Annotated in this window: 28 protein-coding genes and 10 tRNA genes; 4 read left to right on the plus strand and 34 right to left on the minus strand. The window is 39.2% G+C overall.

What is annotated here, in order from left to right; translation table 11 throughout:
* Positions 1-161: 161 nt before the first annotated feature.
* The 11 genes from IQ10_RS15190 to IQ10_RS15240 form a co-directional block, all read right to left on the minus strand.
* A tRNA-Ile gene (locus IQ10_RS15190) sits at positions 162-238 on the minus strand.
* Between the two features lie 41 nt (positions 239-279).
* A tRNA-Gly gene (locus IQ10_RS15195) sits at positions 280-353 on the minus strand.
* A 12-nt stretch (positions 354-365) separates the two neighbouring features.
* Positions 366-442, minus strand: a tRNA-Pro gene (locus IQ10_RS15200).
* 58 nt (positions 443-500) lie between these two features.
* Positions 501-587 (minus strand) — tRNA-Leu (locus IQ10_RS15205).
* A gap of 42 nt (positions 588-629) precedes the next feature.
* A tRNA-Leu gene (locus IQ10_RS15210) sits at positions 630-711 on the minus strand.
* A gap of 9 nt (positions 712-720) precedes the next feature.
* Positions 721-797: transfer RNA gene (locus IQ10_RS15215), tRNA-Asp, on the minus strand.
* 3 nt (positions 798-800) lie between these two features.
* Positions 801-876: transfer RNA gene (locus IQ10_RS15220), tRNA-Val, on the minus strand.
* A gap of 11 nt (positions 877-887) precedes the next feature.
* Positions 888-959, minus strand: a tRNA-Glu gene (locus tag IQ10_RS15225).
* 14 nt (positions 960-973) lie between these two features.
* A tRNA-Ser gene (locus IQ10_RS15230) sits at positions 974-1,064 on the minus strand.
* Between the two features lies 1 nt (position 1,065).
* Positions 1,066-1,140 (minus strand) — tRNA-Asn (locus IQ10_RS15235).
* Between the two features lie 117 nt (positions 1,141-1,257).
* A complete protein-coding gene (locus IQ10_RS15240) occupies positions 1,258-1,713 on the minus strand; it encodes a SprT family protein (RefSeq protein WP_144451443.1) in 456 nt (151 codons plus the stop codon).
* 108 nt (positions 1,714-1,821) lie between these two features.
* On the opposite strand from IQ10_RS15240, the gene cmpA reads away from it, so the two are divergent.
* On the plus strand, positions 1,822-1,956 hold the full coding sequence (gene cmpA, locus IQ10_RS15245; protein ID WP_144451351.1) for a cortex morphogenetic protein CmpA: 135 nt from the start codon (positions 1,822-1,824) through the stop codon (positions 1,954-1,956).
* 136 nt (positions 1,957-2,092) lie between these two features.
* Here the strand turns inward: cmpA and IQ10_RS15250 are convergent, their stop codons facing one another.
* The 14 genes from IQ10_RS15250 to acpS form a co-directional block, all read right to left on the minus strand.
* Positions 2,093-4,273 carry a Tex family protein gene (locus IQ10_RS15250; protein ID WP_144451352.1) on the minus strand — a complete coding sequence of 727 codons (2,181 nt, stop codon included), beginning with the start codon at positions 4,271-4,273 and terminating at the stop codon, positions 2,093-2,095.
* A gap of 107 nt (positions 4,274-4,380) precedes the next feature.
* The gene (locus IQ10_RS15255; protein WP_144451353.1) at positions 4,381-4,980 is read right to left on the minus strand and encodes a SpoIIE family protein phosphatase; all 600 of its coding nucleotides are present in this window, start codon (positions 4,978-4,980) and stop codon (positions 4,381-4,383) included.
* Positions 4,980-5,765, minus strand: coding sequence for an RNA polymerase sigma factor SigB (gene sigB, locus IQ10_RS15260; RefSeq protein WP_144451354.1), 786 nt, complete (start codon positions 5,763-5,765; stop codon positions 4,980-4,982). Before sigB ends, IQ10_RS15255 begins: the two co-directional genes overlap by 1 nt.
* Positions 5,728-6,213, minus strand: coding sequence for an anti-sigma B factor RsbW (rsbW, locus tag IQ10_RS15265; protein ID WP_144451355.1), 486 nt, complete (start codon positions 6,211-6,213; stop codon positions 5,728-5,730). Before rsbW ends, sigB begins: the two co-directional genes overlap by 38 nt.
* On the minus strand, positions 6,210-6,539 hold the full coding sequence (locus IQ10_RS15270; RefSeq protein ID WP_144451356.1) for an STAS domain-containing protein: 330 nt from the start codon (positions 6,537-6,539) through the stop codon (positions 6,210-6,212). The genes rsbW and IQ10_RS15270 overlap by 4 nt, the downstream gene beginning before the upstream one ends.
* Positions 6,540-6,597: 58 nt before the next feature.
* Complete coding sequence (locus IQ10_RS15275; protein ID WP_144451357.1) at positions 6,598-7,611, minus strand: PP2C family protein-serine/threonine phosphatase; 1,014 nt, start codon at positions 7,609-7,611, stop codon at positions 6,598-6,600.
* A gap of 12 nt (positions 7,612-7,623) precedes the next feature.
* Positions 7,624-8,037 carry an anti-sigma regulatory factor gene (locus tag IQ10_RS15280; RefSeq protein WP_144451358.1) on the minus strand — a complete coding sequence of 138 codons (414 nt, stop codon included), beginning with the start codon at positions 8,035-8,037 and terminating at the stop codon, positions 7,624-7,626.
* A gap of 2 nt (positions 8,038-8,039) precedes the next feature.
* Complete coding sequence (locus IQ10_RS15285; protein WP_144451359.1) at positions 8,040-8,396, minus strand: STAS domain-containing protein; 357 nt, start codon at positions 8,394-8,396, stop codon at positions 8,040-8,042.
* A 19-nt stretch (positions 8,397-8,415) separates the two neighbouring features.
* Positions 8,416-9,234 carry an RsbT co-antagonist protein RsbRA gene (rsbRA, locus tag IQ10_RS15290; protein ID WP_144451360.1) on the minus strand — a complete coding sequence of 273 codons (819 nt, stop codon included), beginning with the start codon at positions 9,232-9,234 and terminating at the stop codon, positions 8,416-8,418.
* A 178-nt stretch (positions 9,235-9,412) separates the two neighbouring features.
* Positions 9,413-9,763 (minus strand): type II toxin-antitoxin system PemK/MazF family toxin, encoded by a 351-nt coding sequence (locus IQ10_RS15295; protein ID WP_034631315.1) that lies wholly within the window; start codon positions 9,761-9,763, stop codon positions 9,413-9,415.
* A 3-nt stretch (positions 9,764-9,766) separates the two neighbouring features.
* Positions 9,767-10,051: a CopG family ribbon-helix-helix protein gene (locus tag IQ10_RS15300; RefSeq protein WP_144451361.1), complete on the minus strand. Its 285-nt coding sequence runs from the start codon at positions 10,049-10,051 to the stop codon at positions 9,767-9,769.
* 158 nt (positions 10,052-10,209) lie between these two features.
* On the minus strand, positions 10,210-11,355 hold the full coding sequence (gene alr, locus IQ10_RS15305; RefSeq protein ID WP_144451362.1) for an alanine racemase: 1,146 nt from the start codon (positions 11,353-11,355) through the stop codon (positions 10,210-10,212).
* Positions 11,356-11,598: 243 nt separating this feature from the next.
* The gene (locus IQ10_RS15310) at positions 11,599-12,609 is read right to left on the minus strand and encodes a LolA family protein (RefSeq protein WP_144451363.1); all 1,011 of its coding nucleotides are present in this window, start codon (positions 12,607-12,609) and stop codon (positions 11,599-11,601) included.
* 234 nt (positions 12,610-12,843) lie between these two features.
* The gene (gene acpS, locus IQ10_RS15315) at positions 12,844-13,206 is read right to left on the minus strand and encodes a holo-ACP synthase (RefSeq protein ID WP_144451364.1); all 363 of its coding nucleotides are present in this window, start codon (positions 13,204-13,206) and stop codon (positions 12,844-12,846) included.
* A gap of 110 nt (positions 13,207-13,316) precedes the next feature.
* On the opposite strand from acpS, the gene IQ10_RS15320 reads away from it, so the two are divergent.
* Complete coding sequence (locus tag IQ10_RS15320; protein ID WP_144451365.1) at positions 13,317-14,069, plus strand: rhomboid family intramembrane serine protease; 753 nt, start codon at positions 13,317-13,319, stop codon at positions 14,067-14,069.
* Positions 14,070-14,140: 71 nt separating this feature from the next.
* Here the strand turns inward: IQ10_RS15320 and IQ10_RS15325 are convergent, their stop codons facing one another.
* The 5 genes from IQ10_RS15325 to IQ10_RS15345 form a co-directional block, all read right to left on the minus strand.
* Entirely contained in the window at positions 14,141-15,046 is a 906-nt protein-coding gene (locus IQ10_RS15325) for a metal ABC transporter substrate-binding protein (RefSeq protein WP_144451366.1), read from the minus strand.
* A 289-nt stretch (positions 15,047-15,335) separates the two neighbouring features.
* A complete protein-coding gene (locus IQ10_RS15330) occupies positions 15,336-15,653 on the minus strand; it encodes a DUF2325 domain-containing protein (protein WP_144451367.1) in 318 nt (105 codons plus the stop codon).
* A gap of 168 nt (positions 15,654-15,821) precedes the next feature.
* The gene (locus IQ10_RS15335; protein ID WP_144451368.1) at positions 15,822-17,501 is read right to left on the minus strand and encodes an ABC transporter permease; all 1,680 of its coding nucleotides are present in this window, start codon (positions 17,499-17,501) and stop codon (positions 15,822-15,824) included.
* A gap of 41 nt (positions 17,502-17,542) precedes the next feature.
* On the minus strand, positions 17,543-18,664 hold the full coding sequence (locus IQ10_RS15340) for an extracellular solute-binding protein (RefSeq protein ID WP_144451369.1): 1,122 nt from the start codon (positions 18,662-18,664) through the stop codon (positions 17,543-17,545).
* Between the two features lie 188 nt (positions 18,665-18,852).
* Entirely contained in the window at positions 18,853-19,911 is a 1,059-nt protein-coding gene (locus IQ10_RS15345) for an ABC transporter ATP-binding protein (protein ID WP_144451370.1), read from the minus strand.
* Between the two features lie 379 nt (positions 19,912-20,290).
* Here IQ10_RS15345 and mgtE point away from each other — a divergent pair, with 379 nt between their 5' ends.
* A complete protein-coding gene (gene mgtE, locus IQ10_RS15350) occupies positions 20,291-21,655 on the plus strand; it encodes a magnesium transporter (protein WP_144451371.1) in 1,365 nt (454 codons plus the stop codon).
* A 335-nt stretch (positions 21,656-21,990) separates the two neighbouring features.
* On the opposite strand, the gene IQ10_RS15355 is transcribed toward mgtE, so the two are convergent.
* The 3 genes from IQ10_RS15355 to wrbA form a co-directional block, all read right to left on the minus strand.
* A complete protein-coding gene (locus IQ10_RS15355; protein ID WP_144451372.1) occupies positions 21,991-22,137 on the minus strand; it encodes a BH0509 family protein in 147 nt (48 codons plus the stop codon).
* Between the two features lie 230 nt (positions 22,138-22,367).
* Positions 22,368-22,784, minus strand: coding sequence for a universal stress protein (locus IQ10_RS15360; RefSeq protein ID WP_144451373.1), 417 nt, complete (start codon positions 22,782-22,784; stop codon positions 22,368-22,370).
* Positions 22,785-23,019: 235 nt separating this feature from the next.
* Complete coding sequence (gene wrbA, locus IQ10_RS15365; RefSeq protein ID WP_144451374.1) at positions 23,020-23,640, minus strand: NAD(P)H:quinone oxidoreductase; 621 nt, start codon at positions 23,638-23,640, stop codon at positions 23,020-23,022.
* A 153-nt stretch (positions 23,641-23,793) separates the two neighbouring features.
* Between wrbA and IQ10_RS15370 the strand changes: the two genes are divergently transcribed.
* Positions 23,794-24,102 carry a winged helix-turn-helix transcriptional regulator gene (locus IQ10_RS15370; RefSeq protein WP_144451375.1) on the plus strand — a complete coding sequence of 103 codons (309 nt, stop codon included), beginning with the start codon at positions 23,794-23,796 and terminating at the stop codon, positions 24,100-24,102.
* Between the two features lie 188 nt (positions 24,103-24,290).
* Here the strand turns inward: IQ10_RS15370 and nirD are convergent, their stop codons facing one another.
* Positions 24,291-24,617, minus strand: a complete 327-nt coding sequence (nirD, locus tag IQ10_RS15375; protein WP_144451376.1) for a nitrite reductase small subunit NirD — start codon at positions 24,615-24,617, stop codon at positions 24,291-24,293.
* Position 24,618 lies beyond the last annotated feature (1 nt).

A 24,618-nucleotide genomic window follows, 5' to 3' on the forward strand; every position in this document is an offset into this window, starting at 1 on the left:
ATTAGCTCAAAATGTATCGCTAACGATACTTCTTAATAATTGACGAGATATCATGTATCTCTATTTCGCTTGGCTTTTGTTCAGTTTTCAAAGAACTCGGTATCGCTTGTTGGCGACTTAAACATCTTATCAAGTTACAATCAACTTGTCAACACTTTTTTTGGTGGGCCTGAGTGGACTCGAACCACCGACCTCACGCTTATCAGGCGTGCGCTCTAACCAGCTGAGCTACAGGCCCCTAAAAAAGGCATAAAAAAAGCGCCTTATCTATTTGAATATTGGAGCGGGTGATGAGAATCGAACTCACGACATCAGCTTGGAAGGCTGAGGTTTTACCACTAAACTACACCCGCATATAAAAACAATGGTCGGGAAGACAGGATTTGAACCTGCGACCCCCTGGTCCCAAACCAGGTGCTCTACCAAGCTGAGCCACTTCCCGTTAGCATACAACACACACAAAACATCAACCTACATAAACATTCCGTTTAAAAAATGTTTGGTGCGGTTGAGAGGACTCGAACCTCCACGGGGTCAACCCCCACTAGGCCCTCAACCTAGCGCGTCTGCCATTCCGCCACAACCGCATCTGTGACTATATCTTCTATTGCACTTCACTAAAATAAAAGTGCGGGTGAAGGGACTTGAACCCCCACGTCATAAGACACTAGATCCTAAGTCTAGCGCGTCTGCCAATTCCGCCACACCCGCAAAGATGAATGGCGGTCCGGACGGGACTCGAACCCGCGACCTCCTGCGTGACAGGCAGGCATTCTAACCAACTGAACTACCGGACCGAATGGTGGAGGATGACGGGTTCGAACCGCCGACCCCCTGCTTGTAAGGCAGGTGCTCTCCCAGCTGAGCTAATCCTCCAAAAAAACTAATGACCCGTACGGGATTCGAACCCGTGTTACCGCCGTGAAAGGGCGGTGTCTTAACCGCTTGACCAACGGGCCACTTTTTAAAACAATGGCGGAGAAGGAGGGATTTGAACCCTCGCGCCGCGTAAACGACCTACACCCTTAGCAGGGGCGCCCCTTCAGCCACTTGGGTACTTCTCCGTGGCTCCACAGGTAGGACTCGAACCTACGACCGATCGGTTAACAGCCGATAGCTCTACCACTGAGCTACTGTGGAATATCTTGTCGACTTTATAGATTATAAACAAATCAATAAAGCAAGTCAACATTTTTTATCGCTCTTGTTCAGCGACTTCTATAATATAGCACACGATTCGATACGTAAGCAATACTTTTATAGTATTTTTTTTAATTTGCCGTGACACTTTCCACAAACATATTTGGCTACATCAATTCTTCGCTTCCTATTGTATTGAACTTGACAAATTGAACACTCATATCTATGAATGACACGTTCTTTATTCAGTGACACACCAGGTACAACATCGCAAAAACGAGGAGCACCTACCTTCTTCATTAAAACCTTAAAATCTAAATCTCGATGTTGATACCCCATTCCTTGAATATGCAAATGATAGTGACACAGCTCATGTTTTATAATACCAACTAACACATCTTCACCGAAAAATTGATATTGCTTTGGATTGATTTCGATATTGTGATTGTTTAATAAATAACGACCACCAGTAGTACGAAGACGCTTGTTAAATTTCGCTTGGTGATGAAAAGAGCGTCCAAAGTACTCCAATGAGATTCTTTCAACTAGCTTTTGTAATTGCTTATTATTCATCTCTTTATCATTCTTTTCCATTAAATCTTCACCATTCCTTCAACTTTGACAATCCCTCTCTCATATAATAGCTAAAATAACGAGAGCCATTAAGGAGTTGAATTCTATATGCCTACTTGGCTAAAACAAAAATTAAAACGTGCCTATCTTCAAAAAGACCGTTACCAGATCTTAATTCTTAACCAGTGTTGGTTTCATTACAAACAAAAAAATTCAAACATAAAAACACTTAACCATAAGTGATTCTCCTAGTCACACTGACCACCAAAGGGAAATTCTCATATAAAGGAATTAGACCCCAAATCTCCATTCTTCCTTAGCAATTAAGATTTGCATTAGATGTAAATTGGGGTCAGACTTTTATTTTATTTAATAAACGTTAGGAATATTGTTTTTCTGGACGTTTCATTGTGAGAGCAATCCGACCTTTTTGTACATCAACTTGTTCAACCCAAACGGTTACGATTTCTCCAACAGCTACCACTTCTAGTGGGTGCTTAATGAATCGATTTGTCAGCTTCGAGATATGAACAAGTCCATCTTGTTTCACACCGATATCAACAAAAGCACCAAAATCAACAACATTACGGACAGTTCCTTGCAATTCCATCGCTACTTGTAGATCTTCAAGTTGCAAGACATCCTGCTTCAATAATGGCTTTGCTACTTCATCACGAGGATCTCGCGATGGACGAATAAGTGAATCAATAATATCTTTTAATGTCGGAATACCAACTTCTAATTCAGAAGCTATGTCTTCCATTTTTATTGATTGCAATTGTTCTCGTAACTTCTCAGTACCCAAATCATTTACCGTTGCACCAATTTTTTTAAGTAGCTTCTCTGTATCTTTATAGCTCTCTGGATGAATCGCAGTCGCATCAAGCGGCTGAACACCATCTTGAACTCGTAAGAAGCCAATTGCCTGTTCATATGTTTTCGCACCGAGACGAGGTACCTTTTTTAGCTGCGTTCGATTTGTAAAACGTCCCTCTTCATCTCGTCGCTTAACTATATTTGTCGCTACTGCTTTTGATAATCCAGCAACATATTGTAAAAGCGAGACAGAAGCCGTATTAACATTCACCCCGACCTGGTTGACGACCGTTTCAACAACAAATGTTAGTGATTCATTTAATCGTTTTTGCGAGACATCATGCTGATATTGTCCGACTCCAACCGATTTCGGATCAATTTTTACTAGTTCAGCTAGTGGATCCTGCAGGCGGCGCGCAATCGAAGCAGCACTTCTTTCTTCTACTTTTAAATGTGGAAATTCTTCTCTTCCAAGCTCTGAAGCAGAATAAACACTCGCACCTGCTTCATTTACGATAAGATAATAGACAGATGAATTGAGTTGCTTCATTACATCAGCTATGAATTGCTCTGTTTCACGAGATGCCGTCCCATTACCAATCGCAATCATTTCAACTCCATGTTTCTCAATTAACCCTTTCACAACCTCAGCCGATTTCTCTGTTTCATTCCGAGGAGGAGTCGGATAAATAACAGCAATATCGTGGACTTTCCCCGTCGCATCAACAACAGCCAGCTTGCAACCTGTTCGATATGCTGGATCCACACCTAATACAATCTTATCTTTCATTGGCGGCTGTAACAGCAAATGCCTTAAGTTTTCAGAAAAAATGTGAATGGCCTGCTCTTCTGCTTTTTCTGTTAATTCATTACGAATATCACGCTCAATAGAAGGTTCAATCAATCGTTTATAACCATCTTCAATCGATTCAGCTACAACCGTGGCTGTTTTTGCGTTAGGATAACGTATCACCTTTCTCTTTACCTCTTCAATAATACGCTCACTTGGAAAAACAAGCGAAACGCGAAGAATTCCTTCCTTCTCGCCTCGGTTCATCGCAAGGATACGATGTGGTACAATTTTAGAAATCGCTTCCTCATACTCATAGTACATTTCAAATATCCCTTTTTCATCAAGCTCGCCATCTTTTAAAACAGTCTTCATCTTTCCTTCTTTAAAGCCCAACATACGAATCACTTTTCTTAAATCAGCATCATCAGAGATCCATTCAGCAATAATATCTTTCGCCCCTAGAATAACCTCTCCTTTAGTTGAAAGCTCATGTTCTTCAGACAAATATTTTTCAGCCTCTTCTTCCACTGATCCATCTTTAGGAAGCGAGAACAACCATTTCGCAAAAGGCTCTAACCCTTTCTCTTTTGCCACCGTTGCCCGTGTTCTTCTTTTTTGTTTATACGGACGGTATAAATCCTCGACCTCTTGAAGTTTCTTTGCATGAGAAATTTTTTTGCGAAGTTCATCTGTTAGCTTTCCTTGCTCGTCAATTAAACGAATAACTTCTTCCTGACGATTAGATAATTGATTCGCATACTCCCATCTCTCAACAATCGTACGAATTTGAACTTCATCAAGACCACCAGTCATTTCTTTACGATAACGCGCAATGAAAGGAACTGTATTTCCCTCATCGACTAACTTGATCAATTGTTGTATGTACGATGCTTTCAACTTAAGCTCTGTTGATATATGGCTAATTGTTTCGCTTATTAATTGATTGTTCATTTCAACACCTCATCAAAAATGGAATAGATTAATGATAGCATAAGTCATAAGTCGGCTTTCAATTCTTTCTCTCAATAAAGAAAAAACCCTTCCATTTTTGAAAGAGTCTAAGATATTTTACCCACGAGCAAAGTAACATCATCTAGCGCGTAACCGTCCTTCGGAAATAATTCTTCCGTAGCCGTACGAGGCGAATCCATTTTCAGAAGCATTTTCTTTGATGGAGGTTTCTTAATACCATCTGAGTAAAGCAAAAATGCACTGCCACTCTGATAGGGAAAGCGTTGACTTGTAATTCTTTGTTTCTTCCCAGATAAATAGCCGCGGGATGGAATTGGCTGAATCGTCGTTCCATCAGGCATATGCATGACAAAACCAATATTACCAAAATTACTATAGCTGACTTCAAATTTAGCATAATCAACTTTTATAATTGTCATAACAGCTCCGCGCTTATGGAGTAATGCCTGATTACACGCTTCCACTATTTGCTCAACCGATTTGTCATGAAGAGCTTCAATGATCTCAATAGCAGCATTTGCAGATTGATACGCTCCTTCACCACTTCCCAATCCATCAACAACTGCACATACCGTGTAGTGCTCTGTATGAATAACAGTATGAGCATCACCACAGCAAGTTTTCCCTGGCTTAGCTTGTTCTAAAATAGCAACGTCAACCTTCCCATCTTCGTAATAAGTAATCATTATAATATCTCCGATGATTCCATTCGAATGGATTCTTTTAACTTCTCTAAGGCTCTGCGTTGTAGACGCGATACATGCATTTGAGATATTCCTAATTTATCTCCTGTCTCTTTTTGACTAAGATTATCAAAATAGGTGAAATACAGGATTTGCTTTTCACGCTCATTCAATACTTGAAATGCTTTTTCAAGAAGAATTTTACGATCTGTCATCTCATAACCTGACTCTTCATTACCAACTAAATCAAGTAATGTGACTTCTCCACCTTCTTGATCAGCCTCTAATGAACGATCAACAGATAAAGCTTGATAACTTTTACTCATTTCCATAGTTTCTAAGACGTCTTCCTCGGAAACTTCTAAATAGTCAGCGATTTCATGCACAAGAGGAGACCTTTGATACTCGGTCGTAAGCACTTCTACAGCTTTTTTGATTTTTGGACCAAGCTCCTTAATACGACGAGGTACATGGACACTCCACGTCTTATCACGAATAAAACGTTTGATTTCACCTACAATTGTCGGAACAGCAAAAGATTCAAAGCTACGTCCGAACTCTTGATCATATCTTTCCAACGCAGCAAGCAACCCTACCATACCTACTTGGAACATATCCTCATCATAGTCTCTACCTTTTGAAAATTTGCGCGAAAGAGATCTAACTAATGCCTCATAATGATTAACAAGATTTAACTGGGCATCGGTATCCTTTGTTTTCTGATAAAGAGTGATCCATTCGTAGACTTGATCATTGTTCTGGTTGCGCTGAAGAGACTCCGTCGACATTAAGCTCCACCTCATCTCCTTGGAGGTATTTCGTCATCATAAGGACAATACCAGATTCATCATTAATCTCCACTTTATCCATCAGTGTATTAATGAGAAATAAACCGAGCCCCCCCTCTTTTAAATCACCAACTGGCATACTCGCATCCAATGGCCCTAGACGCTCACGTAATCCTTTTACATCAAAGCTTTGTCCACGATCCGCAATAATGATTTCTATTCGATTATCATAGAGGTAAAATGAAACGTTCATCATTCCTTTACCTTGATATGCGTGATTGACAACGTTCGTACATGCTTCTGCAACGGCAATCTTCATATCCTCAATATCGTCATAAGTGAAGCCTAGACGATTCGCCACTCCAGAAACAGTCAAACGCACCACACCTACATATTCAGGCTTAGCAGGAACAGTCATCTGAATGTGATCGGCTTCATGCTGCTTCATTTCGATTCCTCCTCAGCTCGCTTAATAGAAATGACTTCATCTAGACCAGTAATAGAAAAGAGGCGTTGAATCCGTTCGGACATCCCTGTCAATGCCAGAGTACCTTCATGAGCGTGCGTGGCTTTTAGGACTCCAATAAAAATCCCTAAACCCGTACTATCAATATATTGAACATCAGTTAAATCAACTGTAATGTTCTTCCCAGGTTGTTCCGCTAATGGAATCAATGTTTCACGTAACTTCGGTGCTGTATAAGCATCAATTTCACCAGATAAATAGACGACATTTATATTTTCTTTTTGTTCTTGACGAATAAATAGATTCAAAACAAATCCCCCTCTTTACAAACTTCATACATTTTACAATACCACGATATCTTATAACCTAAACGTTTCTTCTAAGTATCATTAATGTAAAATCATCTTTCAACTGGAATCCCTGCAACTTTGCAAGCTCATGATATACACTTTCTACCAGTCTTTGTGCAGATAAATGCATGTACTTCCTAATTAATTGAATAATTTCTTCACGCTCAATGAAATCATCACCAATCCGACACTCTGTCACACCGTCAGAAAGAAAGATTATAAAATCACCTGCATTTACCTGCATATGATACTCTCTAAATTTTGTTTTTCTCGACACACCCAAGACAAGCCCTTTTGCGTACAGTTCATGAAATTGATCTGCTTTCGCATTGTAAAAAAAGCCCGGCTCATGACCAGCACCAGAGTACCGAAATTCGTGAGTATGCGGATCATATGAGCCATACATCATGGTAATAAACATACTGTCATCAACATTATGTTCAACAACACGGTTTAAACTTTCTAAAAGTTGTCCTGGCTGCAAACGTTGTTCAGGTAGACTATCCATCGCATATTTGATCATGGACATACAAAGAGCAGCAGGCACACCCTTTCCGATAATATCTGCAATGGCTAATCCAATACATCCACGATCATCTTGAATATAGTTATAATAGTCTCCACTCATTTTATTTGCAGGCACACTTATAACACCAATATCTAAGGATTCCACATTAGGAACCACTTCTGGTAGAAGTGTTTGTTGCATATTTGCGGCAACATCGATTTCTGATTCTAACTCAAGTTGTCGATCCCTTAAACTTTGGTGCTCACGATAGGCAAGACCATAGCCCATCATCACTTCGAGCAATAAATCAAACGAATCAAGCACTTCTTCTTGCACGGAGGGATATAGTTCCTCTAATACAGCTCGATGCACACTAACAAGCTCTTCAGGTGAAATCTGATGTTCGAGTAGAATTTTGCTAAATTGTTGTGCTTTGTATAAACCTTGCTCACTTTTACGGTTAAGAAAGGTTTTTAAAATATCCTTGTACGATTCTTCTAAATTTTGAACAGTCTCTTTCACAAAAGCCCTCCTTTATCGGAGCCATTTTGTTGCGGTGATTATTGTCCCTTCACCTTTTTCAGAGTCTATAGTGAAGTCATCCATCAATCGCTTTACTCCTGGCAATCCCGCACCCATTCCACCTGATGTCGTAAACCCATCAACCATAACCTGCCTAATATCAGGGATACCAGGCCCATGATCACGGGCTATAATTTGTATACCTTTTTTCAATCCTGTCTTTGTCGGTTTTTCAACAATCTCCAGACAAATCTCTCCAGGCTTTGCATACAGATAAATATTTCGAGCAAGTTCAGAAATAGCTGTTGTAATTCTTGCTTGATCCACGCTTCCAAAGCCGATATCTTTTGATAAAGTCCGTCCCGCCTGTCTGGCAGCGACAATTCCCCACTCATTTTTCACCTCTACACAGGATTGGGTTTCCATTTTCACCCCTCCAATTCCTGTTGCAACTTCTCTAAACCTTGCTCTAAGTCTAAGGCTGTTGGCACAGCATCTAATTTAATTCCCATATCAATAAGAGTAATCGCCACAGCAGGTTGAATACCTGTAAGCACGACTTTTGCTCCCATTAAGTTTGACATATCAACGACATCTCCAAGAACCTTCGCAATGAAAGAATCGATCATATCTACAGATGTTAAATCGATTACCACACCAGACGACCCCTCAGTATGGATCTTATGAAGTAAGTCTTCTTGAAACTGTAAAGCAGTCTGATCGTCTAATTCAACTTGCACGCTGATTAATAAATACTGACGTAACTTTAATATTGGAATTCTCATACGTACAACCCCCCCATTCTTACAAATCAATCATTTTTTTATTTGTCATTTCAAGCGCCGATTCAATTCCCTTTTTAAGTGAGCTTTTTGTTGGAAACTTACTTAAATCAATTCCAAGGTTTACAATGGTTTGTGCGATTTCTGGACGAATTCCCACAAGAATACACTGAGCACCAACCAATCTAACCGCTTCTGATGCTTGGATGATATGATGAGCTACCATTGTATCTACAACTGGCACTCCCGTAATATCAATTAAGACCACTTGAGAACGGTGTTGAATAACACCCTCCAACAAATTCTCCATGATTAACTTCGCTCGAGCCGTATCAATAGTACCAATTAACGGCATAACCGTTACACCTTGAAAAACTGGAATAAGCGGTGCTGATAATTCTAACAAAGAAAGCTTCTGCATCTCAAAAATATCTTCCCAAGAACCTGTATAATCGTGCACAAGTTGATTGATAATTCCATCTATCCAAGATTCTAAATCATTAAAGACAACTAATAATTGATCGACATCTTTCTCTCTTTCAGAAAGAACGACAAGAATAACCCGTCTAAATGCCTGTAACCCCTTTATAAAATAGGATAATGGCCAACCGCTTTGGATATAGCGATCAGCAAATACACTCAGTCGTTCCTTAGCATGATCTTGATCAGCATCTATCATTTCAATAATAAAATGCATAAATTCACGATTTGTATTCTCATAGACCGAATCTGAAACAGATATTAAATAATTCTCGTGCCTAACTGTTACTAGCTCCTTCTCCCAACGCTCGATAAGGGTTTGCCGTTGATTGTAAATAAACGAAACAATATAAGGTTGCATGCTTTATCCTCCAGTTTAGTCTTCATCTTATTATTTCATGAGTAATTTATAGTTGCAAAGATATTTGTTTAAAATCTTTTACAAAATTGTGTGATAAGCATAACTTTTTTCAATATTTGTTTCCAAAAAATAAAAAACTCCGCTATAAAACACGGAGTTTCTCTTAATGAAATTCTAATTAAAAATCAATAAGTCCTAAGCTAATAAAGAGCGCATCATTCACACGGTTCATCATATCGTCATCGAGATGTGTGATTTTGTCTGTTAACCTTTGCTTGTCAATTGTACGCACTTGTTCAAGTAAAATAACTGAGTCGCGGTCAAATCCATAACGTTTCGCGTTGATTTCAACATGAGTCGGTAATTTCGCCTTTTGAATTTGCGCAGTAATGGCAGCAACAATCACAGTCGGACTGAACCGATTGCCGATGTCATTTTGTATGACAAGTACCGGCCGAACTCCACCTTGTTCTGAACCTACAACAGGTGAAAGGTCTGCAAAGTATACGTCGCCTCTTTTTACAATCAAAGGCTACACCCCACTCACTAAGCGATCGAGGGTACTCTCAGCTTCCTCCTCGGCAAGAAAAGATTCTGATGCAATATTCAGATTAATTTTCGCCATTTCCATGTAACCTTGTTGCATTGTTTCACGAATTTGACTTCTTTTACGTTCTCGAAGGTACATCTTTGTTGCTTGTGAAATAAACTCACTACGATTGACGTTCTCTCGCTTGATCACACCGTCCACCTCGTTCAACAAATGTTGTGGCAAATTTACTACAATTCGCTTTGTATTTTGTTCTGACACAAACATCCACCCCCAGCATCCACCATTAAACATCTATTTTTTTGTATACCGCTTACATGAATGCTACCTTTTTTATATCCGTTATTAATGATAGCACTAGTGCAACCGAAATGCAAAGGCCATTTCGGTTGCACACAGCATGTAAAACACAAATTCCGCATTGCTTATAGCAACTTATCATTAGAATATATTCTTGGTACGCGCGAACTGATCACGCACGGAATTTCATAATTTATCGTACCAAGCCGAGCCGCAACTTCATCCATTGTGATTTCATCATCACCATCTGCTCCAATCAACGTTACAACCGTTCCCACTTCAACTGGACCTGGAAGTCTAATCATACATTGATCCATACATATTCGACCAACAAAAGGCGCGCGCTGCCCGTTTACAAGTACTGCACCACCATTTGTACTATGGTATCTGAGCCAACCGTCGGCGTATCCAATCGGGATCGTCCCAATCCACTCACGCTGTTTCGTACGGTATGTCGCGCCGTAACTAATTGCTTCTCCAGCTGGCATCTCCTTTACTTGAACAAGACGACTTTTCAGTGAAAACGCCTGCTTTAACGACACAGGTAAATCATCTGTAATTTCAGGAGATGGCGTAAGACCATACATCGAAATCCCCAACCGAAATAAATCAAAAGCTTTCTCTGGAAAACGCATGCCTGCAGCACTATTACCACTATGAATAAGAGGCTTCTTTATTCCCCACTCTTTAAGCCAACCTAACATCTCAACAAAACGTGTATGCTGTTCGTTGAGATAGGAAAGATCTTGCTCGTCAGCTGTTGCGAAATGAGTATAGATTCCATTCAAAGCAAACGATTCATCAGCCTGTATAAATCGAAAGAGAGAAGCCGCCTCCTCTTTAGAGCGAACACCAATTCTTCCCATCCCCGTGTCTAACTTAACATGCAGATGGATGCATTCATCTGCATGTAAATGCTTCTTCGCTTCTATTAACCACTCTAGCTGAAAAACAGTTACCATAACATTAAATTCAACGGCAATCGCCACATCTTCAGGTCTTATACGACCTAGCACTAGAATAGGCTCTGTAATCTCTGCCTCGCGTAGTTCAATCGCTTCGTCTAGCAAGGCCACAGCAAGATGAGTTGCGCCTGCACTTAAAGCAGTTCTTGCAACCTCAATAGCACCATGACCGTAGCCATTCGCTTTCACAACCGCCATAATACGTACATTCTTATTATCATATAACTTACTAACTTCTCGTACATTTGTAGCAATTGCATGTAAATCAATTTCTGCCCATGTATCACGGTAAAATCTTCGCGTCATTCTTTTCATCCCTTCGAGCCAACTCTCTCTTAGATGTCTATATTTTATCATACGATTGAATGTCTAGATAGAAAGAGGGTGAATCAAAAGGTTAATATGACCTTTGATCCACCCTCGCACCTATGATCCTTGCCGCTATCTCGACGTTCATTATGAACGGTCTCCTTATAGTGGCTAGTAACATACAGAGGCCGTACGTATTTTGTAGGAGGTTTTTATCTTTTGAAATAGCCCTCTTCTACCTTATTTCTCATGTGTACCATAGACAGAACGAGCAATGGCCATCATCTCTTCGGTGTCTAAAGTTGCCGATGCTAACAAGAAATCAACACCATTATATGACCACATTAACGATTCGTCGGTCATAACACCTATTGTAAATCCAAGATCAACTGGTTCACCCTGACTCACACTCATTGGTGTCGCCGCCGGTACTACTTGACTCTGCTCTTGAATAAGTGTAAACGGCTGTTCTCCCATATATTGTAGTACGACGCGCTGTCCTGTTTCAGCTTCAATCGTTTGGGAAGAATCAAACTCAGTACCATCTGGTGTGTACATTGGATAATAGACAGTTAACGCCTCCATAGGTTCTGCCATCGCTGGTTCTTCTGCCATTTGTGCACCTGTCATATTGCGCTCCATATCAAAATCACCATCATTGAAGCTTGAATTCCACTCAAAACTAGTGAAATCAAGCTGAACAAGAACTTCCAGATCGGTATTCATGATTTTCACTTGAGCAGGCGTTAAGTCTTTCTTATTTAATGTAATTTCTTGTGTACTTAAATTCTTATTTTGATAGTTCGTGTTTGTTTGAAACACATAATGATCCTCCGTCGCTTGGAATGTACGCTCTGGATCCATCAAAATATCTTGAACAAGAGACTCATACAAATAGACTTGACTGCTATTGGTCGGCCAATCACTTTGGAAACGGAAACTTTTGTTTAAAGCGGGTGTTAACACGAAGACACCATCATCATTTCTAAGGATAATTTGACTTTGATCCTTATTTTGATTTTTCAAAGCTACGCGATAATAGCTTTTTGTTTGGTGCCAAACATCAACTTCATACGTCTGTGGCTCATTACCTGTTTCAAGCGTCATGGTAGACGCTGCCTTATAACCAGTCATTTCAGTCAGCTTCTTTTCTAGATCAGTCATAATATCTTCTTGTGTTTTCTCTCCGCAGCCGACGAGTATCACTGATAACAATAATCCGAGTGCCGCGAACCAAATTGCTTTCCTCATGCTTTCACCCCTTTGTCTCATTTGACGCCAAAGAAGAGAGTGAAGACATTCAAGAGACGGCTTAACATCGATGTGAGTCACGTTTCACTGGTACACTGAGCACGACTGAAAATGCTCAACCCCTTAAACGAAAACGTTGACTTCATGTCGTAATCTAGACCTGACTCTCCTCGAATGACTGACCTCTCCTATTCGCACTACAACTATATGAGACAACCTTGGGCAATATGCAGACTAGCTTGGCAAGCTCTCAATAATGACATGTGCAATTGCATACGTTGCGCTATGGGAAATAGAAAGGTGTATCCTTTCATCGTAGGCTTTCACGACTAAAAATGGTTTACCACTTGACTCCTTTCTAATTTCAATATCTTTCCAGCTATATACAGAGGAAATACCTGTCCCCACCGCCTTCACGAATGCTTCCTTCGCTGCAAAACGCCCCGCCAAAAATTCAACTTTCCTTTTATTAGACAAAAGAAGAAAATCTCGCTTTTCACCTTTTGTTAAAATACGGTCAACAAATCGTGGCTGTCTCTCCATAGCCGATTGAATCCGCTCAAGCTCAACAATATCAATCCCCGTTCCAATAACCATGACTGACCCCTTTCGTATACTCATTGTTTTTCAATAACATCATAAGGTTTTCTAACAAGGATAATAGTGATTTCTCTGTTATAATAGCAAATATAAAAGGAGTGTGTATCATGTTTATCCGAAATGAAAGCTTCTATTCTTTCAGACGACAATATCCTATTATCACTATTCTTATCGCCATTCATCTCATCTTATTTGTTTGGATGAACTTTTTACCTTTCGGAGGCTGGGTTCTTGCCTTAGGAATCGGAAACAACCTCGCTGTGGCAAACGGAGAGTATTGGCGCATTGTTACGCCGATTTTCATGCATTATAGCATCAGCCACGTTCTTTTTAATTCTTTTTCACTCGTTATTTTCGGACCTGCACTAGAACAAATGCTTGGGCGAATTAAATTTCTTCTAGTCTACTTTCTTACAGGTATCCTTGCCAATGTTGCCACCTTCTATATTGGCGGTCTAACATATCCTCCACACCTCGGAGCATCAGGAGCTATTTTTGGTTTATTAGGACTGTATGTATATCTTGTTATTTACCGAAAAGACTTAATTGATCATGCCAACGCACAGCTTGTTATGACCATTATCGCCATCGGTCTTGTTATGACATTCGTCGGCTCGAACATTAATATTTTCGCTCATCTATTCGGTTTGATTGCTGGTGCTGCTCTTGGCCCGATCATTCTAAATGGTGTCAAGCCTTACTCGTATTACAGACAACGAGCTGTTCATGACGATGGCAAAGTGGCCTTTGATCCAAACCGTTGGAACAAGAAACAGAGAAACAGTAAATTGATGAAAAAATTACTATGGATCTGTTTTATCATTTTAGTTGTCGCAGGTATCCTCTCACAATTGTTTTAGCCTAACTCGTTTTCTACACATGTAAAAAAGACCTAAAAGAATTAGGTCTTTTTTCATCCAGTTTTTGAAACTCACTTCGATAAACCACCAACGAACGTATTGACGTTATGCTCCATTATCTTCACATACGTCTCTGCTCCACTTCCCTCTATACCAACCGCATCTGTATAAACCTCTCCAGCAATTCCAACTCCTGAGTCACGGGAAACAGCCTCCATAAAGCGCTTGTTGACAGTCGTTTCTACAAAAACAGCTGGTAATTCATTTTCTTGAACCAGATCAACCACTCTGCTAATTTGACCAGGAGTGCCTTCTTCATGAGAGTTCAACTCCCAAATACCAATCGTCTCAAATCCGTAAGCTTCACCAAAATACTTAAACGCATTTTCACTGATCACAATTGTTTTATCTTGTTTTGGTACTGCATTAGCTTCCGTTTCAATCCAAGTATGCAGCTCTCCTAACTCTCGAATATAAGCCGCTGCATTTTCTGCGTATACATCAGCACCCTCAGGATCTAGCTCACTTAATGTATCACGAATCTTTTCTACATAAGAAATAACGTTTTGAACATCTAACCAAGCATGTGGATCTTCTTCTTCTCGCCCCTCGATCGGGAGAGCAACAATTCCATCTGAAGCAGCGACAATATTAATATCACCAACATTCTCAGCCAAACGCTCTAGCCATCCTTCTAACCCTAAACCATTGACAAAAAAGACATCAGAATCACTTACCTTCTGAAAATCACTTGGAACTGGCTCATATCCATGCGGTTCTTCTCCAATCGGCACAATGTACTCAACATCCGCTCGATCACCAGTAACATTTTTTGCAATATCACCCAAAATAGAAAAACTTGTCACGACTTGTAGTTTTTCTGTCTCTTCTTCACTACCGCCTGTTTGATTTCCGCAAGCAGCAAGCATTACAGCTGTCACAATTACCATTACAAACAAACTAAATTTTTTACTCATCTTATTTCCTCCTTTACTTTCCCCAATACCAAACATATGCCCAAGGGCAACTTTTAGTGCTAAAAAAGTTGCACAAAGACAAGAGACAAACAAACCGAATTGCTATCAAACAACCTTTTTAGTTTAATCTAATTAATTTTACCTTATGCAACTTATTGTGTCACATACCTTATCTTTTGTCTAGAAAAAACCATTGTAATAGAAGCACAAAAAGAAGATGACTTAAAATCACGCCACCTTCTTAATCAGTAATGGATCATATATGTAACCCCTCTATTAAGTTCTTTGCTTATTTGAATTGACAGTTGTCTTGATTTTCACAATTATAATTACATTTGCCAATTGCCTGATAAATCGAACACCAAGACCGTTTTGCATAACAAATCGGGATTTCTTGTTCCATTGCTTTCTTTTTCAACACAGAAGTTAAATTGTGATTAATAAAGTCAGTAAGCACAAGAATTAAATCAATATGTGAAGGGATTTCTTTCTTCACCATTTGTACCTTCCGCCCGTTCACATGGGTAATATCATCGAATCCCATCTCTTCTAACTTCTTCGGAATAGAGCCTAACCGATCCGCTCCTACAATTAACATTGAGGTCATTATAACATCTCCTTTATTGATATTAATTCTCATTATCATTATTTTAATTGAAATCGATTCTCATTGTCAATGCTTTATAAAAAAAAGACTAACTCTTAACAACTATCCTCTCCTCATTTTATGCAATAAAGATGTAGATAATCTGTTGTTGAGTTAGTGTTTTGGGTATTAATATTTTTTTAGTAAATAGCGTAATGGGATAATAGATACTAGTACAATCAACAATGCTGCGGGTGCTGCCATATGATAGACCGCTTCACTGGTCTCGACCCATATCCGAACAGCTAATGTGTCAAAGCCAGGCGGTCTAAGAAGCAACGTCGCTGGTAACTCTTTAATGGAGCTCACAAAGACAAGAGCCCCACCTGCAAATATCCCTGGTAGAGTCGACGGAATAATGACACGGATCATGACCTTCCAAGGAGGCTGTCCAAGACTTCTTGCCGCTTCGTCAATTCGAGGCGAAATGAGGCTTAATGAAGCATCTGTCGATTGCATCGCTTGAGGTAAAAAGCGGATAACAAAGGCAATCACTACTAGGAAATACGTATTATATAAAGCCGGAATATACTGATTAAATACGAAAATAATCCCTAAAGCGACAATCACACCAGGTAAAGCGTACCCCGCATAACTTAATTTTTCAATCGACTGAGAAATGACTGAAGGATATCTCGAACGTAAGTAGACGACTGGCAAAGCAAACATCATACAAACGAGGGCAGCCATCCCCGACACTTTTAAGCTATTCCATGCAAACCCCCAGAAACGCGAATCTAGCGCTCCCATTTCAATACCGATTATAGACCAATACACAAGGACAATAATCGGTAACAAGACAGAAAAGAGAAAAATCAGCATCACATAAGCAAACGAAACCCACTTCCACTTCCCTAATGGAAGAGTGTCAGGTTTTTTATACGTATTTGTTGTTTGATAGTACTTTTGTTTCTTTTTTGTTTTCGATTCAAGCCACAAAATGATAAGCGTTAGACCAATAAGCACAACACTTAAAACAGTAGCTGATACCGTATCATAGCTACCCATTTGATAATAAATAGCAGCAGTAAACGTTGTAAATCGCATCATCGCGATGGCACCAAAATCAGATAATACATATAGAGCAATTAGAATTGCCCCAGCACCAATAGCAGGCCTTAGAAAAGGCAAGTTAACCTTCCAAAAGATTTGCGATGTCTTCATCCCTTGTGAACGTGCTACTTCTTCAAAATTCCGATTCATCTTTCTTAAAGAAGCACTTGCAATTAAAAATACATATGGGAAGGTGAACATAGTGAGAACAAAGAAAATCCCGCAAAAGGTATAAACGTTTAATGAATACTCTCCGAAGGTAGTCACTAACCACTCCTGCTCCGCCCACCATCTTTTAACCCATCCACTCGGACCAAAAACAATAATATATGTGACAGCCCCTACGTACGGCGGAATGACCAAAGGTAAGGCAAGCAACCATTGCCACATTTTACGCCCTGGTAGATCTGTTCGATTGACAATCCATGCAAGAGACACACCGATAAAAACAGCAAATAGTGTGACCATCACCGTTAATGACATCGTGTTCCAAATTAATTGTGGAATACGACTATCAAGCAACCGCATCCATCGGTCTGTACCTGCAAATAGTGAGCGCCAGACTACATAAATGATCGGGATTGCCATAAAAAACGCTGTAATCGCTGCCAACAAGAAAAGGACGCGTCCAGGTGGGTTTCCATCCCACAATCGCATCCACATCTTCGCTTTATAATGGCGAGAGGTTGGAGAGGGAACCTCTCCAACCTGTTGATGATTCGTATCTGGCTGTTTATTTTGCTGCTTACCTATCATAACGCTCCATCCCCTACTCGCCTAATTATTAAACTTTTCTATTAAAGATCTAAATCAAGACCCGCACTTTCGATAAGCTCACGTGTATCTTCCCACACTTCACCAAGTTGACTAAGCTGCATATCAGAAGTTTTGTAATCAGTGATCGTTGCAGCTCCTTCAATTGCTTCAATTTCTGGGTTAATCGGTACTTCTAATGAAGCAAAAGAGAACTCACGTTGATTTTCTGGTTGAAGAATCCATTCTAAGAAAATCGCTGCATTTTCTGCATTTGGTGCTCCTTTAATTAAGCCAACACCCGCCGCATTTACAACAGCACCCATCTCACCTTCACCTTGATCTGGATAAATAACGCCTACATTATTATCAGTTGGTTCTTGTAGTTGCTGATGGTAGTAGTAGTTGTTAACAAGACCAAACGCGAACTCACCCGCACCTACAGCACGGCGAATGTCTCCATGACCTTCCATGATACCACCAGCGTTTTCTTTAACCTTTTCAATCCATTCAGTTGTTCTCTCATCGCCCCACTCATTACGCAATGCTGATACATGTCCAATCATACCACCATTACCACCACGAGTAATAGCAAATTCACCTTGCCACTTTGGATCTGTTAAATCCCAAATGTTCTTTGGCATTTCTTCTTCCGTGATTAGATCTTTATTATACATTAAAACACGCGTACGTGCTGATAAAGCAAACCAAGAATTATCCTCTGCACGATAAGTTCCATCGATTGACTCAATTCCTTCTGGGTTAGAGCCTTCTAATAGTCCTTGAATACGTAAATGCTCTAATGCACCAATATCGTTTGAAATGAAAATATCTGCTTGCACGTTATTAGCTTCTTCAATAATACGTGGTGTTGCATTATCACCAGCATGAAGTGCTTGTACTTCAATACCAGTATCAGCAGTAAACTTTTCAAGTAGTGCATCGACAAACTTTTCATTACGAGAAGAATAAACAACTAATTCTCCTGACGCTTCTTGAGCGACCTCTGCATCTGTGCCTTCGCCTGCCGTTTCTTCAGTTTCTTCAGTTGCTGTCTCTTCACCCATTGTTTCCTCAGCTGGTTCTTCTGTTGAACCACAAGCCGCCATAACAAATAATGCAAGAGCTAGCAAACCAAATAATAATGCTTTTAATACCTTATTCATTTTTATCCCCCTATGCATATGTATGATTTAGTGAGTAATGATTTTCATTATCATTATCACTTACAAATCGAAGTATACCGGTATTGATAATCATTGTCAATTGATTTTACGAAATATCTGAAAATAGTTATCGTTTAAAATAAATAAAGCAGCTCGCTTACAAGTAAGGAGCTGCTTCTAACCATTTATTAGACTTCAACAAGAGCGACTAGCTCTGGCTTAATATCAAATGAAATAACTGCGCCAATTTCAATTTCCTGTTCAACAGGAGCATAGACAACCATCGGTTCAGACGACAAATCCCGTTCTCCCAGTCGAACTTCTACTTCTTGATACTCACCGCTATACGTAACGCGTTCAACTTTACCTGAGTAACGTCCGTTTTCCGCCAACCGGCAACCTTCTGGTCTGATTGACACCCGAACATCTTCTATTATTTTTTCGGATTGAGTAGGTAAAGAAACACGACCAATATACGTATCAACATGTTTTAAATCCGAACATAAAGTCCCAGTCAATAAATTGGTTTTACCAACAAATTGAGCAACAAAACAATTCTTAGGACAACGATACATATCACGCGGGGTTGCAATTTGCTGAATAACCCCTTGATTCATAACGACAACGCGATCTGACACAGCAAACGCATCTTTTTGATCATGAGTTACAATAATCGCCGTCGTATTCGCTTTACGTAAAATCGATGTTACATCATAACGCATCCGCTCTCGCAATCCTGCATCAAGATTACTAAAAGGTTCATCCATTAACACTACGTGAGGACGTGGTGCTAATGCACGAGCTAGAGCAACACGCTGTTGCTGACCACCCGACAACTCATTCGGATAGCGTTTACCGTATTCAGCTAATCCAACTAACTCAAGTACTTCTTTAGCACGCGCTTTCTTTTCTCGAGTACTCCATTTATTCAAACCAAATACAACATTTTTTTCAATTGTTAAATGAGGAAACAAGGCATAGTCTTGAAAAACCATACCAATTTCACGTTTCTCTGGTGGAACGTATGTCTTCTCCCCAAATACTTCGCTACCACCTATATTAATAACCCCAGAAGTAGGTTGCTCAAATCCAGCAATCATACGCAGTGTTGTGGTTTTTCCACAACCACTTGGACCAAGAAGAGTAATAATCTCACCCTTCTCAATTTCTAGTTCAATATGATCAACAGCAGGCTGTTCAGCTTGCTTATATTGTTTCGTTAGTTGTCTTAGTTGAATAAAGCTCATATGTACCTCCCCTTCGAACTAAAACCGACATTTGAGAATGAAACTCAATATAAGTAAAGAATAGCATATCATTTTTATAAGCGTCAATGATAATGAGTAAGATTCTCAAATAAAAAAATGGAATTATCAGATAATGAAAGTTGTTTCAATTAAGCTTTATTTTCATAATATAATTATACTGATTTTCAATAAAAAGAACATCTAGATACGAAAGCCTTTGTTTACATGTTTAAGATGGCTTAATTTCAACGTTTTTCTTTTAGTTAAGAGGGTAAATTGAAATAGTTATTCTGATCGAAAAAGTAAATAAAAACACCATTTACTTACTACGTTTTTTTTTGTAAAGTGATAAAGGATGATAAGAAGTGAGGTGATACGGATGGTTGCAAATATGACAGAAGACCAGCTATTGGTATTAGTTATTAAATATATAAAAGAAGCAAAGCGCACGGCCTTACAGCAGCTCCTTGATGAGCTACACCCTTACGACTTTGCCCAGCTTTATCGTGGATTACCTGAAAAGCATCATCACAAATTTTTAACTTTTATCACACCAGACCAAATCGCTGATCTGATTCAAGAATTAGAATACGACCTGCAAATTGAGATCCTTCAACAATTAGGCATTGAACGTTCTTCTAAAGTTATGAACCTTATGGATAATGATGATTTAGCCGATTTACTAAATGAACTATCCGTAGATAAAATACAAGAGTTTCTTGATGTGATGAAGAAAGAAGACTCTCAAAATATTCAATCTTTAATGAGCTATCCTGCTGAGACAGCTGGGGGATTAATGACAAATCAGTTTGTTTGGATAAATGCCGATCAAACTGTTAGGCAAGCTGTTGATAAACTAAAAACCTACGCAGGTTTCTCAGAGAACATTTATTATCTATATGTTATTAATGATGAGAAAAAATTAGTCGGCGTTGTTTCATATCGCGATTTATTAATTGCTGACCTTCATGAAAAAATTGAGGATCTGATGTTTAATCGCGTAGTAGCTGTCCACGTTGATGCCGACCAAGAAGAAGTAGCTCAAACAATCGAAAGATATGATTTCATCGCTGTACCTGTCGTTAATGATGAGAATGTCCTTCTAGGTATCATTACAGTCGATGATGCGATTGATGTTATGATCAAGGAAGCTACTGAAGATATCGAGAAATTATCAGCCTCTGGTAAAGATATTGATTTTAACACAAAAGCAATAACAGCATCCTTTCGTAGACTTCCTTGGTTAATTCTTCTTCTTTTTATCGGCCTTGTCTCTGGAAGCATTATTAGTGGCTTTGAGGACACATTAGATCAAGTAGTCGCTCTTATCTTCTTTATGCCGATGATTGCAGGAATGACAGGGAATACAGGAACTCAATCTTTAGCTGTTGTTGTGCGTGGTATTATTACAAATGATATCGACCGAAAAACTGTCATTAAGCTCATCTTTAGAGAGCTGCGAGTGGGGCTTATTATTGGAATAACATGTGGGATACTCATCATGCTTATCGCTTACTTTTGGAGAGAGAGCCTCGTATTAGGACTTGTCGTCGGATTTTCTTTATTTCTTACACTCATTGTCGGCACACTTGCTGGAACCATCATCCCTCTTCTTTTGTATCGTATCGGAGTTGACCCAGCAGTTGCTTCTGGACCACTTATCACTACCATTAATGACATTTTTTCTTTAATGATTTATTTTGGCGTCGCCACAATGTTTTTAACCCAATTATCAGGACTCTAAATACAAGACGACAAATTTCCCCGGAAATAGTCAAAAAGCCGCAGCTTGTCGATTCAAGCTGCGACTTTTCTTACCTTGTCGTAATATAATTCCCTATTACCCAATATAAAATTCCGTAGAGAGCAGTAATAGAGGCAATAATAATAAATAGCTTTTTATTAGAAAGCTTCATGTTGGAACCACCTTTTTGCATAGCATTGTCATTAGTATACTACACTAGCACAAAAATAAGCTTGACACTATTTTGAACAGCTCTATTTACAAATGATTTATCTGTTTAACTAGCTAAAGACCCTTACAGTCACATTCAAACTGTAAGGGTCATGTTTTTACAATTAAGCCTCTAATCTCTCATACATACTATACGTCCTTGTATACAAATGCTCAATATCCTCATCTGTCATCATCATTAAGTGTCTCTCCGTCATCCCCTGAACCATTGTCAAATAATGAATCATGTTCTCCCGCTCTCTTCTACTCATTACAATCACCCTTTCTGTTTTAATACAACTATTTATATTTTTTATTATTATATAACAGACAATCTAAAAAGGTCAATACTTTATTGAAAATTCATTTAAAATCACTCTATTTCTACTCATAATCATAATCCCGCCCCTAATCTAACCACGCTACACTCCATCGCCAATATCAACTGTAATATAACAATAGGTTTATTAATGAATTTCTAACGAAATAAAGTATCAACTCGTTATTTTATGATTAAAACAGGACAAGTAGCTCTTTTCGCAACCTTATGGCTAACACTTCCAAGGACCATTTGTTGTAATTGGTTTAATCCTCGACTTCCGATTACAATTAAATCAGATCGAGACTCCTTCGCAAATCGTACGATAGATGTAGCAGGGTCACCTCGAACAATCTTCACTTCATAACTTATTTTATTTATTTTTGCCTGCTCTTCGATGTATGTAAGCTTTTCATTTCTCTTTTCAGTAATACCGAGTGAATTCCATGTTCTAAGCACATCTGCTTTTGATGTCGTTCCATCTACTGCGTAGACAACATATATATGCGCTCCTGTTACCCTCGCTAATTCAATTGCCTTTTCTGCTGCTTTTAACGATTGTCCAGATCCATCAGCTGCTACGATAATTCTTTCAAACATTCCATCCCCTCCTATATCTCATACTCTATTCTTATTCTACCACTTTAAGCATCATACACTTTCTACAAATCCTTTTATCATAAAACTCCTATGAGCCTAGACTCTCAATCTTGGATGGAAATGCACTATTCTGGTTCTTTCCAACTAGGTACTAACCAACTTCCACACAGAAAAAGGAGCCTTTACATAGACTCCCTCAATCAATGGTATATTTACAATTGGTTTTTTGACTTTTCTAATTAGTTAATTTGCTAGCAATCTTCGCAACACGTGCACCTAAACGCCCAGCCATCGTAATGTCACGTGCATCAGGAGAAGCTGATCCATCTGGGCCAGCAATGGTTGAGGCCCCATAAGGACTTCCTCCGATTCCATCTGTTGTTAATTGTTCTGGATTTTCACCATAAGGAAGACCAACAAAAATCAACCCAAAATGTAGCAACGGAATTAATGAAGTGATAATTGTTGTTTCTTGACCACCGTGAACAGAGCCTGAGCTTGTAAAGATTGCTGTTGCTTTCCCTTCAAGCTCACCATTTGCCCATAGTCCGCCAGCTGAATCAAGGTATTGTTTCATTTGAGCTGGCATTGAACCATAACGTGTAGGAATTCCCCAGATGATCGCATCAGCCCAACGTAAATCATCATGTGTAGCTTCAGGTATATCTTCTTGATTTCCTTGTGCCTGAACATATGCATCTTGTCCTGACATTGCTTCTTTTACGGCATTAAATTCAGGGACTTTCACAATCTTCACTTCTGTTCCATCAACTTGTTTTGCACCTTCTGCAACTGCCTTCGCCATCTCATAAATGTGTCCGTATGCACTGTAGTATGGGATTAATACTTTAGCCAAAATGAACAACTCCTTTTTAATTGCTTTTTTAGTAACTTTTCTTTTCTTCTTATTATAAAGTTACTTTTTTGTGCCAAGTCTTGTTATTTTCATAACCAACACTTATCTATACCACAACCTTGTGGTAAACTAAACATAATCGAGGTGAGATATATGGATTACAGTACAATGTGTCCTAAATATGAGCATGCCATTGATTTGCTTGGCAAAAAGTGGACTGGGCTCATCATTCGTGTCCTCTTAGACGGACCAAAGCGCTTTAAAGAAATAAAAGCACAAATACCAGAAATGAGTGATCGCATACTAACCGAACGAATGAAAGAGCTTGAACAGATTGATGTTGTTGTTCGAAACGTCTATCCTGAAAAGCCAGTTCGAATTGAATATTCATTGACTGATAAAGGACTTGCTCTTCAGCCTGTTATCGAGTCTATCCAGTCTTGGGGCGAAAAATGGATGTAGTGATTCAGGTACACGTAGGTTTTAAAACCAACGTGTCTTTTTTTGAAATTATAAAACTCTGAAGGTTGTTTTTATACCAAGATAATTAAATAAAACAAAAAAGCTGACTCAACTGATGCTGACGATATCATCTAATCTTACATTGTGTAGTCAGCATCTTCAGTTTGAGTCAACCATTATAATGATTTCTAATCGATATATACGTAGATACCCTCATCGATTATTTCAACATCATACCTTTTTACACACCCTTCATCTGGCGCTTGCACAAGTCCATCTCGAACATTTACCTTACGATCATGAAGGGGACAAAAGACATGTTCTCCACTCACAATTCCTTCTGAGAGCGGCCCTCCTTTATGTGGACATTTATTTTGAATGGCATGTACACTTTGATCTGATTGCAAAAATAAAGCAATCTCTTCTGCAGCGACTTGTACTCTTTTCCCTATTCCAATCGATAAATCTGACACATCTGCTACATGGACTTTTTTGGCACTACGTACTGAACTCATA

This window comes from Halalkalibacter nanhaiisediminis (assembly GCF_007830185.1).
GTDB classification, from domain to species: Bacteria; Bacillota; Bacilli; order Bacillales; family Bacillaceae_D; genus Halalkalibacter; species Halalkalibacter nanhaiisediminis.